Below are 12,468 nucleotides of genomic sequence, written 5' to 3' on the forward strand. Positions count from 1 at the left end.
ACGCCGCCCCGATCCCCAAGCCCGCCGCCGACCTGGCCTTCGAGAACGCCGAGTGCATCGGCTGCGGCGCCTGCGTCGCGGCCTGCCCCAACGGCTCGGCCAGCCTGTTCACCGCGGCGAAGGTCAACCATCTCAATACCCTGCCGCAAGGTGCCCCCGAGCGCGAGACCCGGGTCATCGGCATGCTGGCGCAGATGGACGCCGAGGGCTTCGGCGGCTGCACGCTGACCGGGGAGTGCGCGACGGCGTGCCCGAAGGGGATCCCGCTGGCGTCGATCGCCACGATGAACAAGGAGTGGCTGCGGGCGCAGCGCAAGGCCACCCGCTGACCATCAGGATCCTGTGACGTGGCGAAGCCCGTCGGCCGTGTGCCGGCGGGCTTCAGCGTGCGGTGCCGGCCCTGGCCGAGGCGCTTTGCCTCTTGACGCCCCGCTTCGGGCTGCCTACCATCCCGGATGGAGTTAGGAAAGTTTACTAACATCTGCACCGCCGGAACACAGGTATCACCCCACGCACCTGGAGGATCCGCATGCCCGAAAACCTTCGTAAGGCCCTGATATACGGCGCGGCGGCGTTCCTGCCCGTCGCCGTGTTCGGAGTCGCCGCGACCGCCAACGCCGCGCCCGTCGCCCGCGCCGCCGGAGCGAGCTTCCCCGCTCACTACTCCGCGCCTTACTTGCAGATCGGCTCGTCGGACGCCGGCGACATGGCCAAGGACATGTCCGCCAGCGGCGACAAGTTCTACACGCTGGCGTTCCTCACCCCGAAGTCGGGCTGTACCCCCGAGTGGGAGGACGGCGGCGACTCGGTGGGCGCGTTCAGCTCCCAGATCACCGCGCTGCAGAACGCCGGCGGGAACGTCATCATCTCCTTCGGCGGCGCCTCCGGCGGTGAGCTGGCGGAGAAGTGCACCTCGGTGTCCAGCCTGGAAGCGGCCTACGCCAAGGTCGTGAGCACCTACCACGTCACGCGCCTGGACTTCGACATCGAGGGCAACGACCTGAACAACAAGACCGCGAATTCCCGGCGGGACCAGGCGCTGGCCGCGTTGCAGAAGGCGAACCCGAGCGTCCAGGTCGACTACACCCTGCCCGTCGACCCCACCGGGCTGGAGTCCAACGCCACCACGCTGCTGAAGGACGCGCACAGCAAGGGCGTCGCGGTCCAGGTCGTCAACATCATGACGATGGACTTCGGCGACGGCGAGAACGCGCTGAACGACGCGGAGTCCGCCGCGAAGGCCACCGTGCCGCAGCTCGAATCGGTCTTCGGCGTCTCCAGCAGCAAGGGCTGGGGCATGCTCGGGCTGACCCCGATCGCCGGGCACAACGACGACAACGAGAACTTCACCCAGTCCAACGCCTCCACGCTGGAGAGCTTCGCCGCCTCGCACGGGGTGCAGGAGCTGGCGTTCTGGGAGGTCGACGGTTACGACAAGGGCACCGGTTACGCCTACTCGAAGATCTTCAACAAGATCACCGGCTAGACCCGCTCGCTTTACGTTCCAAGTCCTCGCCTGGCCGACTCGAAGCGCGTCGGCCAGGCGAGCGGCGATCGCCTTGATCCCAGCTGGGAAACCTCCACCGGCCCGGCCGTCAACCACAGACCGACGAACTGCTCGCGCTCCACCCCACGGCGTACGCGGGCAGTGGACCGCAGCACGGTGACCTGGCGCCCTTGCCGACGTTACGCTGCGGCGGATGCAGACAGTCGCGATCAGGCTCATGGGCGCCGCGGGGGCCGGCGTCCGGCTGCTGCGCGCCCATCCCCAGGCGGTGGACGGGATCGTCGCGGCGACGATGCTGGCCGTGAGCCTGATCTGGTTGAAGCAATACCCTTATACGTCGGGCGGCCACCTCGTCTACACCAAGCAGGACACCCAGCACACCACCTTCCATCCCGTCGGCGTCCTGGGCTACGCGCTGACCGTCGGGACCTGCGCCGCGCTCGCGCTGCGCCGCCGGTGGCCGGTGCCGGTGCTGTGGGCGAGCTGCGCGATGGTCGTCGTGTACACCGGGCTCGACTATCCGCCGACCACCATCGCGTGGAGCCCGCTGCTCGTCTTCTACACGGTCGCGGCCCGGATGCCGCCGCTGCGCGTCGTCCCCTACGCGTTGGCGGTGTTCGGCGTATGGCTTCAGTACAGCCTGAAGCTGGTGGTGCTCGCGGTCCTGCTCGCGGTGCTACAGAGCGTGCTCGTCATCGGCGTCGCCTGGGTCTTCGGGAACCAGACCCGGCGGCTGGCCGAGCGCAACGACCGGCTGGCCCAGCTCACCGAGCAGCTGCGGCGCGAACAGGCCGCGCGGGCCCGGGAGGCCGTGGCCGGCGAGCGGGTCCGGATCGCCCGCGAACTGCACGACGTGGTCGCCCACCACATGTCCGTGATCTCGGTGCAGACCGGCCTGGCCCGCTATGTGCTGCTCAGCGATTCGGCCACCGCCGGCCAGTCGCTGGGCACCATCGCCGACGCCACCCACGAGGCGATGCGCGAGCTGCGGCGCATGCTGGCGGTGCTGCGGCCGGTCCCGGAGGACGGCGTCCCCGAGGCGGCGTACCGGCCCTCGGTCGAGCCGGCCCCGGGGCTCGCGCAGCTGCCGCGGCTGCTGGAGCGGGTGCGCGCGGCCGGCGTGGAGGTCTCGATGGCGGTGACCGGGACGGCCTTCACGCTGGCGCCCGGCCCGGACCTGTGCTGCTACCGGGTCGCCCAGGAATCGCTGACCAACGTGCTGAAGCACTCACCCGGCGCGCACGCGCGGATAGAACTCGTTTATCAGAACCATGACCTGACCGTGTGCATCCGCGACGACGGCGGCCGTGTACGCTCCCTGACGGAAGGCGCTGTCGCCGTGCCGACCGCCCTGGGACCCGCCGTGGCGGGCTCCGGGAACGGTCTGGTCGGTATGCGGGAACGAGCACGGATCTACGGCGGGACGCTCCAGGCGGGACCCCGCGCGGCCGGCGGTTTCGAAGTGGTTCTGACTCTCCCGAAGGAGCAGGAACCCGACCCGGAACCCTAGTCCGGACCCCGCGCTCCCCCCTAAGATCACGGCCGGCGGATTCGTACCCGGGGGGTTGGCGTGATCAAGGTATTAGTGGCGGACGACCAGATCCTGGTGCGAGCGGGTCTGGCAGCGCTGCTGCGCGCGGCCCCCGGTCTGGAGGTGGTCGGCGAGGCCGAGGACGGCGAACAGGTGCTGGCCATCGCCGCCGAACAGGACCCCGACGTGATCCTGATGGATATCCGCATGCCCGGCATCGGCGGCATCGCGGCCACCGAACAGCTGGTGGCGGCGCGCGACGCGGCCGGCCGGCGGACCCCGCGGGTCCTGATCCTGACCACGTTCGACCTCGACGACTACGTCTACGCCGCGCTCAAGGCCGGAGCCAGCGGCTTCGTGCTCAAGGACACCTCGCCGGAGCGGCTGCTGGCGGCGATCACCGTGGTGGCCAACGGCGACATGCTGTTCTCGCCGCAGATCTCGCTGCGCCTGATCGAGGCCTACACGTTGCGCGGCGAGGCGCCGGGCGGCCCGCCGAAGGACCTCGCGGCGCTCACGGCCCGCGAGATCGAGGTGCTGCGGCTGGTGGGCAAGGGGATGACCAATCCCGAGATCGCCGAGCACCTGGTGGTCGGCGAGACCACGGTGAAGACGCACCTGAACCGGACGATGACGAAGCTGGGGCTGTCGACGCGGGCCCAGGCCGTCGTGGTGGCTTACGAGGCGGGGTTGGTGGTGCCCGGCGGGCGTGCGGGCTGACCGGTTCAGTGGGCTGGCGGCTAGCGGTCAGCGGCCGACGCGGGTCGGCCGGTCCGTGTCAGGACCTTTCGCTACAGTCCGGCACACCGAGCCAGCACCCCGGGGAGTGATCGATGAACGGCGCCGCCACCACCACCGCCCAGGAGTCGGAAGACGTCTGCGAGCTGCCCGAAGCCATACGGCTCCTCGTGATTCCCCGGCGCGGCGCCGCCGCCGATCCGCTGCCGATCAATCCGCTGCCGATGGCGCACGCCGCTGAGTACCTCGCCGCCCGGCTGCTGGAGAAGAGCGCCTGGATCGACAAGATCCTCGCCGACAGTCGGAGCGAACCCGATCTCGTCAACGAATTCCGCGCGTCCGACGGCGACCCCGCTGCCGCGACCCCGCTCGCGGCGGCACTCGCGGCGGCCATCGTGACCTCGCAAGGCATGCCCGGCTACAAGAACCCCGCCGGCATCATCGACGCCTGGATCGCCACGCGCGGCCTGCCCTTCGCCGTGCGGGCCGCCGTGGAGTTGTTCGGCGTCGGCGTCGACCGCGACTACTACTCAAGGGAACCGGGGCGCCTCGTGCGCAAGGGCGCCGGTTATGAGGAGGTTCCCGAATCGCGCCGGCGTTTCGACCTCGCGGTCCGTCTGCGGCGGCATCTGGTGTCGGCGAGCGAGGAGGAATACGCGCAGGTCCGCGAGATCCTGGCGGGCTATCGGGCGGCACGGGCCGTCCCGACGCTGTCCGAATCGTTTTCGCGCGCGCTCACCTCGTTCCTGATGCCGGAGCACGCCGACTGGGTCGACGCCGACTTCGCCCAGAGCAACTGGCGGCCGGGGACGGATCACGGGTCCCCGTGGCTGGCGCTCAGCTCGATCACGACGGAACAGCAGGTAGCCGCCTTCCCCACCGTCCCGGGGCGCGCGGTGAACGTAGGCCAAGTCCTCCAAGAGCCCGCAACGCTGTGGACCGCCTTCGACAACGTCGGCAACCACCTCCTCCCGCTCCTGACCTCCTGGCTCGACGACCGGACGGACGTCGACACCCTGCTCGCCATCATCGCCGCCACCCCGACGGACGACGCGTTCCGGTTCCTCCTGGACAACATCGACAAGAAGCACTACGTCGCCGCGATCCAGAAGGCCGCCAAGCGTTTCCCGCGGCGCGCGCTGCGCATGCTCGCCGAAACGGCGCTTACCGGCGCGCTCCGCGACACGTCGCGCGGCCGGATCGCCGCGACCGTGCTGCGTCGGTACATCCTCGCCAACGACGAGGCGGTGCAAGCCGAGCTGGCGAACCTGGATCCGGCCGCACGCGAACTCGTCGAGAAGATCCGCCCGACCGACGTGCTCGTCCCGGAGGCGGAGGCGGACGCGCTGCCTCCGTTGTTCGTCAGCCCGCCCTGGCTGACCGCCGGCAAGCCGGCCAAGCCGGTCGTCATCACCGGTCTGGTCGCGCCGGCCGGATCGGGCCTGGTCTGGCGCGACGGCGAGCGAGAAGAATGGGCTTCTGGGGCTTTTGCGCGGGTCGAGAAAGACCCGCGCTGGATCGGCGGCGGCTGGGACGACATCGCGCGGAGCATCGTCCGCCACGGCACCGCGACCTGGTACGCGAACGGTCCCTTCGCGATATACGCGCCGGAGGAACTGGTTCGGCCCCTCCTGCCGGAATGGAAGCCGGACCCTTACGAGGCCGAGCTGTGGGCGCGGGGCCTGGTTGCCCGTTTCGGGGCCGAAGCCCTGCCGCCGATCCTGCACTTGGCCCGCAAAGGACCCGTGGGCTGCGCCGCCGCCGTCGCCCCGTTCGCCGAGCCCGAGGCCGCGCTACTCGCCGCCGACTGGCTCAGCCGCCTGAAGTCCGTCCGGTCGCCGGCGCTGGCCTGGCTGACCCGGCACCCCGGCGTCGCCGCCAGGACCCTGATACCGGTGGCCGTCGGCAAGCCGGGCAAGGCCCGCGCCGCCGCCGAACTGGCTCTTCGCACGCTGGCCGCCCGCGGCTTCACCGACGAGATCGACGAAGCCGCGGCCGGCTACGGCGAAGCCGTCGTGGCGGCGGTGGCCGCGATCATCGCCGACGACGGCACCCGCATCCTGCCCAAGGTGATGCCGGCCGTCCCCGATTGGGCCGACCCCCGGATGCTGCCGCGGGTCCTGCTCAAGGACCGGCAGAGCGCGCTCCCTGAAGCGTCCAAGGAGCACTTGCTCCTGATGCTCGCGGTGTCCAAGCCCGCCGAGCCGTATGCCGGTCTCCAGATCGCCAAGGACGTCTGCGACCCGGCCTCGCTCGCCGAGTTCGCGTGGGTGCTGTTCGAGAACTGGTGCGATGTCGAGTGCCCGCCGAAAGAGAGTTGGGCCTTCGACGCGCTGCGGTGGCTCGGCGACGACGAGACCGTGCGTCGGCTGAGCCCGCTGATCCGGAAGTGGCCCGGCGAGGGCGGGCACCAGCGCGCCGGGCTGGGCCTGGACGTGCTCACCGACATCGGTGGGGACGTCGCCCTGATGCACCTCTACGACATCTCGCAGAAGGCCAAGTCCAAGGGGCTGAAGGACCGCGCGGTGCAGCGGGTCGCCGAGATCGCCGGCGACCTCGGCCTCACCGCGGACCAGCTCGGCGACCGCCTCGTCCCGGAACTCGGGCTGGATCCGGCCGGGACCCTGGCCCTGGACTACGGTCCGCGGCAGTTCACCGTCGGGTTCGACGAGCAGCTCAAGCCGTTCGTCGCCGACGGGTCCGGCAAGCGTCTCAAGGCCCTGCCGAAGCCGGGGGCGAAGGACGACGACGAGCTCGCCCCGGCCGCGTACCAGCGGTTCTCCGGGCTGAAGAAGGACGTGCGGACGCTCGCCGCGAGCCAGATCGCCCGCTTCGAACTGGCCATGGTCACGCAGCGCCGCTGGACCGTCCAGGAGTTCGGCGACTACTTCGTCGGGCATCCGCTGCTGCGCCATGTCGTCCGCCGCCTGGTCTGGGTCACCCACACCGACGACGGGATCGACAGCACCTTCCGCGTCGCGGAGGACCTCACCCTCGCCGACGTCTCAGACGGCGAATACACCCTCGCGGACGACGCGGTGGTCGGCATCGCGCATCCCCTGCACCTCGGCGCCGGGCCGGTCCGGTGGTCCGAGGTGTTCGCCGACTACGAGATCCTCCAGCCGTTCGACCAACTCGGGCGCGCCGTCCACGCCCTCACCGACGAGGAGAAGGCCGCCGGCACGCTGACCCGCTTCGCCGGCATCGACGTCCCGACCGGCAAGGTCCTGGGCCTGGAACGGCGCGGCTGGCGGCGCGGCGCTCCGCAGGACGCCGGCGTCCAGCACTGGATCTACCGGACGCTGCCCGGCGGCGGATCCGTGACGGTGGCACTCGATCCCGGGATCGCCGTCGGCTTCGTCGACGCACTCGGCGAGAACCAGCGCTTCAGCGGCGTGTTCCTGAGCACGCACGACGAGGGCGGGGACTACCGGCCCCGGCCTGAGTCCCCGACGTTCGCCGAGCTCGACGCCGTCACGGCGTCCGAACTGTTGCGAGACCTGACCGAGGTGACGGCCTAGCCTCAGGCCGCCGCCACTGGGCGCATGCCCAGCACCGGGTCCGACTGCGCCGCGTCCCACAACCTCAGCAGCGCGGCCAGGTCCCCACCACAAGCCCGCACCACCCACACCAACGCGTCACGCGGAATCGGCGCCTGCCCGGTGAAGTACCGGTGCAGCGCCGACCTGCTGTACGGAACCGCGGCCTGGAGTTGGGCGAAGCTCATGCCCGCCCGCTCCTTGATCCGCTCCAACTCGGCCAGCATCCGCTCGCCATCCCTCGAACCCGCTGACATGGCAACTCCCGTCCCTGCTCCGTTGCTGTGACGGTATTGCGTGACAGCCTGCTGATTCATCCTCCTGGTGACCGATCGTCCGTCAACCTGTGCAGTAGCCCCGGCCGGGCCCCCATCCCAGGTATGACGCCGCGGATCAGCCTTTGCCGGCGTCGATCGCCGCCTGCAATGACTTCAGGTAGGCATCCGACGTGTACGTCGCCCCGCTCACCGCGTCGACATGCGCCGACTGCGCCGCGATGACTTCGCGTGCCAGTACCGAGGCCGCGCCGACCGAACGCGCCCACGAGACGTTGTTGTCATGCGGCAGGCTGGTCGCCGCGACGCTCGTGATCCGCCCGCCGGCCATCGTGATGCGGACCTGGACGATCCCGTGCGTGATCGGGATCGGCGGCCCGGTCACGGTCATGACCGCGCTGGATCCGGTCCCCAGCGCGCTCTCCGTCGCCGGCGGCGGCTTCGGCGGCAGCCCGTGCGCCGAGGTCTTGGCGGCGATCAGAGCGCCCATCGCCCCGGCGGTGCCGACGATCGACAGCAGGGTCTTGACGTGTGGAATGTGCATTGATTCCCTCTGACGGCATCAGAAATCAAAGATCTCGGTGTGGATCCGGCCGCGCCGGACCTTCGCCCGGCGCAGGTTCCGGACGGCGGCGGCCGCCATGCCGACGGAGCCGCAGATGAAAACCTCCCGGTCTTCCAGGTCGGGGATCAGGTCCAGGAGCCGTTCGGCGGACAGCGGATCGTTCCGCCGGCTGCCGATGGCCGGGATGTAGATGATCCGGCCGGCCGCGTTGAGCGCTTCGAGCTCGCGGGTCAGGACCAGGTCGCCGACCGTGGAGGCGCGCTGGATGAAGACGATGTCGTTCCGGCGGCCGTGCATGGTCTCGACGATCGCGCGCAGCGGCGTGACGCCGATGCCGCCGCCGATCATCACCACGCCGTGCTGGCGTCGCAGGACGCTGGTGAAGGCGCCGTAGGGGCCGTCCAGCAGAACCCTGACTCCCGGCCGCAGCCGCCGCTTCAGCCGGTTCGTGTAGCCGCCGACGCACTTGAACGTCAGGCGCAGCGTGTCGGCGTGCGGCGCGGCGGACAGCGAGAACGGGTGGGCCTGGTACCAAAGGCTCCGGCTCATGAACCGCCACCGGAAGTACTGCCCGGCCTCGGCCCCGAGTTCGGCGACGTACCGTCCGGTGATGTAGACGCTCATCGCATCCGGTCCGACGTCCTCGACGCGCGTCACCCGGAACCGGTGCCGCCGGTTGTTCAGGGCCGGGATCACGATGCGGTAGGTGATGATCAGCGCCGCGACGGCCGTGTGCACCCCCACCCACACCTCGGCGGCCCAGGGGTTGCGGGTGAACTGCGCGCCGAGCGTGATCTGGTGCCAGAACGCGGCGGCCGCGGCCGGATACATCAGCAGATGGATCGAATGCCAGCCCTCATAACCCAATCGCCGCCGGATGGAGCGGGCCGAGGTGAACCCGGCCAGGAGCATCACGAGGAAGCCGATCGTCGCGGCGAGGACTCCCGGGTAGGTCCGCAGAATGCTGACAAGGACCGTCGGCGGCGGCGCGTGCACGCTGACCGAATACGCGGCGATCACCAGAGCGACGTGCGCGCACAGCAGCAATACCAGGTAGCCGCCCAGGCTCCGGTGCGCGGACACCAGCCACGAGCCCAGCCGGTGTTCCAGCCACGGCAGCCGGGCCATGAGCACGATCTCGATCAGCAGCAGGTAGGCGCCGACCAGCCCGGTGATCTGGGCCAGCATGACGAGGTAGTCCGGCAGCGACTGGAGCCGGTCGGCGGGCGTCTGCCGCCACCACAGGGCCAGCAGGCCGGCGACCCCGGCGGCCAGCAGCACCATCAGCGCGGCCGAGAGCGGCCGGCGGGGGAGAAGGGGAAGACTGTGGAGCCAGTCCCGCTTGGGCATCGCCCACTCGGGGTCGTTCGGCACCTCCACCCCGGCTGACCGAGCCTGGACCACCTTGGACGCTCCCTCACGTAGGTGTGCTGCCTCAAGGTGTCATGCCGGATCGCGATGTCAGGGCACGTTTGTTCTAAGCTTTCTCAACGCTTTTCTCAAGCTTTACGGTCCACGGCGCGGTGTCGTCCTGACGGCCGAAAGCGGCCGGGGCCGGGCGGAGCATCAGCTGCTCCGCCCGGCCGCGTACCCGAGTGCCCAACCTGTTCCGTGCACTCGGCATCCGGCTGGCTGCCGTCCGCCCGCGCACCTCAGCGGCTGCTGGCCGAGATGTCGCCGCTGGAGGTGGTCGCCTTGATGGTCAGGGCGGCGCCGGCGCCCTCGGTGTTCCGCAGCGCGTTGTCGACCCGGCCGTGGCCGGTGCTGGCGTCGAGCGTGCCGGACACTCCGGGGGCGGCGGTGACCGACAGGTTGCCCATACCGGTGGTCAGCACCACCGCACCGGAGACGGCCTCGGCGACGGTGATGTCGCCCTTGCCGTTGGTGATCTCCGCCGGACCGGTCAGCCGGGCCACGGTGACCTCACCCGTGTGTGCCTTCAGGTGCGCGCTGCCGACCTCGTCCAGGGCCACGGTCTGGTAGCCGCCGTCGAAGGTCACCTCGCCGAGGCGCCCGGTGCTGTGCAGTTCGGCCGCACCGGCCTGGCCCTGGAAGCGCGAGCCGGCCGGCAGCGAGATCGTCACGTCCAGCGAGCCGGAACTGCCCAGGACCTTGTTCGGGTCCGCGGTCGCGATCCGCAGGACGCCGTCCTGGAACTCGACGGTGGTCTTCTCCGCGGCCTTCACGTCCCGCTTCTTCGAAGCGTCGGACGGCAGCACCTCGACGGTGGTGTCGGTACGCTCGCCGGCGATCAGCCGGATCAGCCCCGCCGGGATCTCCAGGACGACGGAGACCGGGTTCGGGGTGTCGAACTTCTGCATGATCTGCTCCTTGGTGATGGTCGGCGGGCCCGTCCGGCCCGCTCTCACATCTCCAATATCGGGGCCCGTCCTGACACGGCCCTGACGCCTGCCTGACAGCGCCGCTGACACCGCTGACACGGCTGTCGCCGCTGCTCAGGCAGTAGTCGCGGCCGCGGCGATCTGGTGGTCGTCGTCGGAACCGGGCGCCCCCGAAACCCCCAGCGCGCCGATCACCCGGCCCTCGACCCGGATCAGCACGCCGCCGCCGTAGGGGACCAGCGACCGCGCCCCGGCCAGGACCAGCCCGGTGCCGAACAGCGGCCCGCCGGGCTGGATCGCCGGAGCCAGATTGCCGCTGTCGCCGCCGATGCTGACCGCGGTGAAGGCCTTGCCGATCGCGGTGTCGATGGTGATCAGGTTCGCGCCGTCGGCGCGGGCGAAGGCGACCAGGTTTCCCCCGGCGTCCACGACCGCGAACGCGACGGCCAGCCCGCGCTCCCCGGCCCGGGCCCGGGCGGCGGCGATGACGGCTTCGGCCTGCGACAGGGTGATGTTCACGTGGCTTCCCTCTGCTGCTTCGCGGGGTGCCGGGCGGCGGTCCGCGGGTTCTGCCCCAGGTTGGCCGGTCTCGGCGACGCGTGGGGAGAGGGTGTTTGACCTGGTGGTACGAACACCAGCCTGATACCGAGCGCCCGGCGATCCGCGGTACCGGCGCCGCCGTAGCGCTCGGCAATCGGATCCGGTCAGCCACTTAGGACTCCCAGCAAGAGTGGCGGGCTTGACCTGCGGGGATGAGGGCTGTATCAGCTTTCGTTGATGCTCTCGGACCAGGAAGGCACGGCGGTCGAAGTCGCGGTCATAGCGAAGGGCGGCGACCTGTATGGAATGCGCCACCGCCGGAGTTTGTGACTGGGACGGACTGATCGGGCCCGACACCACGAAATGAAGATCATTATCGGTCACCGATCGGCTACGGTACGTGTGCAAGACCCATCTGACAAGGGGAAACACATGCACCGTACGTTCAAAGCCGCCATCGGCGCACTCGCCGCCGTGGCGATGATCGCACTTACTTCCGCACCGGCGTACGCCGCCTCGACCGCGCACGCCAAGGACAGCGCCGCGGCCTACTTCGTCATGACCGACATCACCCACGAGCAGTTCGTGGTGAAGCTGGACAAGCCCGCAGACATCGAGCACGCGCGGGAACTGCTGTCAGGCCAGACCACTGACCGGCCACACATTATCGGGCGTATCACCCCCCGCGCGGCGCCGTACAACCCTCGTTGGAGCTACCACCTCCAGCCGGAGACCATCGGATTCTTCGATGCCGCCATCGAGGTCTGCGACGCCACGATTCCCTACGTCGAGGACTACCTCGACGAGGCCGGCGGTGCCTTCCTTCCCGGGTACGTCTGGTGCGATTGGTCTTCGCGCCTGGTCAAGGAAATCCCGGCACCTTAGTGAGAGCCGACTAAGGACTCCTATCAAGATCGGGCGTGGAGTCGTCGCCAGCAGATGATGGCGCAGCCCAGGGTGAGGAAGGCCCGGTGGATGTCGCCGCGGATCTCCCAGCGGATGCGCAGGCGCCGGAACCAGTACAGCAGCGCGAACGCAGCCTCGGCCACCCAGTGGTGGACGCCCAGCCCGGAACCGTGCTCGGTACCCCGGCGGGCGATGACCGGGGTACCACCCAGCGCCCGGACCTGGCGGCGGTACTTGTCGTGGTCGTAGCCGCGGTCGGTATACACCCGGTCCGGGCGCTGGCACGGTCGACCATTCGTCCCGGCCGTCTCACACCTCCGGCTACATCGACGAAGGCTGATACGCCCCCATTCCCGCAGCTCAGACAAGCCACTTTTATTAGGAGTCCTTAGCGGCTCAGAGGCTGTCCGAGATCCCGGCGGAGCCGGGTGGTGTATGAGAGCACGTATTTGTTGAATGTATGAGGCTCCTGGTAGAGCAGCGGTTGTCTACGCCATCCGCACTACCAGGAGCCGTCGTGAAGTC

At 69.9% G+C, this 12,468-nt stretch carries 11 protein-coding genes and 1 pseudogene; 6 read left to right on the forward strand and 6 right to left on the reverse strand.

Annotation, left to right across the window (positions count from 1 at the left end; translation table 11 throughout):
* From IZR01_RS42785 to IZR01_RS42805, 5 genes are all read left to right on the forward strand, one after another.
* Positions 1-329: 4Fe-4S dicluster domain-containing protein (locus IZR01_RS42785; protein WP_194927167.1), on the forward strand; the 329-nt coding region annotated here is incomplete at its 5' end.
* Positions 330-529: 200 nt separating this feature from the next.
* The gene (locus tag IZR01_RS42790) at positions 530-1,486 is read left to right on the forward strand and encodes a glycoside hydrolase family 18 protein (protein ID WP_194897151.1); all 957 of its coding nucleotides are present in this window, start codon (positions 530-532) and stop codon (positions 1,484-1,486) included.
* Between the two features lie 214 nt (positions 1,487-1,700).
* The gene (locus tag IZR01_RS42795; protein ID WP_194927168.1) at positions 1,701-3,017 is read left to right on the forward strand and encodes a sensor histidine kinase; all 1,317 of its coding nucleotides are present in this window, start codon (positions 1,701-1,703) and stop codon (positions 3,015-3,017) included.
* Between the two features lie 60 nt (positions 3,018-3,077).
* Positions 3,078-3,758, forward strand: a complete 681-nt coding sequence (locus IZR01_RS42800; protein WP_194897153.1) for a response regulator — start codon at positions 3,078-3,080, stop codon at positions 3,756-3,758.
* Positions 3,759-3,871: 113 nt separating this feature from the next.
* Positions 3,872-7,297: a DUF4132 domain-containing protein gene (locus IZR01_RS42805; protein WP_194927169.1), complete on the forward strand. Its 3,426-nt coding sequence runs from the start codon at positions 3,872-3,874 to the stop codon at positions 7,295-7,297.
* A 2-nt stretch (positions 7,298-7,299) separates the two neighbouring features.
* Here the strand turns inward: IZR01_RS42805 and IZR01_RS42810 are convergent, their stop codons facing one another.
* The 5 genes from IZR01_RS42810 to IZR01_RS53840 all read right to left on the reverse strand — a co-directional run bounded on the left by IZR01_RS42810 (position 7,300) and on the right by IZR01_RS53840 (position 11,016).
* Entirely contained in the window at positions 7,300-7,572 is a 273-nt protein-coding gene (locus tag IZR01_RS42810) for a helix-turn-helix domain-containing protein (RefSeq protein ID WP_194899613.1), read from the reverse strand.
* Positions 7,573-7,708: 136 nt separating this feature from the next.
* Positions 7,709-8,134, reverse strand: coding sequence for an FMN-binding protein (locus IZR01_RS42815; RefSeq protein WP_194899612.1), 426 nt, complete (start codon positions 8,132-8,134; stop codon positions 7,709-7,711).
* Positions 8,135-8,152: 18 nt separating this feature from the next.
* Positions 8,153-9,559 carry a ferredoxin reductase family protein gene (locus IZR01_RS42820; protein ID WP_194899610.1) on the reverse strand — a complete coding sequence of 469 codons (1,407 nt, stop codon included), beginning with the start codon at positions 9,557-9,559 and terminating at the stop codon, positions 8,153-8,155.
* 248 nt (positions 9,560-9,807) lie between these two features.
* The gene (locus IZR01_RS42825) at positions 9,808-10,476 is read right to left on the reverse strand and encodes a DUF4097 family beta strand repeat-containing protein (protein WP_194899609.1); all 669 of its coding nucleotides are present in this window, start codon (positions 10,474-10,476) and stop codon (positions 9,808-9,810) included.
* A 135-nt stretch (positions 10,477-10,611) separates the two neighbouring features.
* Positions 10,612-11,016: a GlcG/HbpS family heme-binding protein gene (locus IZR01_RS53840; RefSeq protein ID WP_194899608.1), complete on the reverse strand. Its 405-nt coding sequence runs from the start codon at positions 11,014-11,016 to the stop codon at positions 10,612-10,614.
* Between the two features lie 453 nt (positions 11,017-11,469).
* Here IZR01_RS53840 and IZR01_RS42835 point away from each other — a divergent pair, with 453 nt between their 5' ends.
* Complete coding sequence (locus tag IZR01_RS42835) at positions 11,470-11,922, forward strand: BP74-related protein (protein ID WP_194899607.1); 453 nt, start codon at positions 11,470-11,472, stop codon at positions 11,920-11,922.
* 23 nt (positions 11,923-11,945) lie between these two features.
* On the opposite strand, the pseudogene IZR01_RS42840 reads toward IZR01_RS42835, so the two are convergent.
* Positions 11,946-12,245 (reverse strand): annotated as a pseudogene (locus IZR01_RS42840) (IS5/IS1182 family transposase); the annotation flags it as partial.
* Positions 12,246-12,468 lie beyond the last annotated feature (223 nt).

It is taken from the genome of Catenulispora pinisilvae, from assembly GCF_015356865.1.
GTDB classification, from domain to species: domain Bacteria; phylum Actinomycetota; class Actinomycetes; order Streptomycetales; family Catenulisporaceae; genus Catenulispora; species Catenulispora pinisilvae.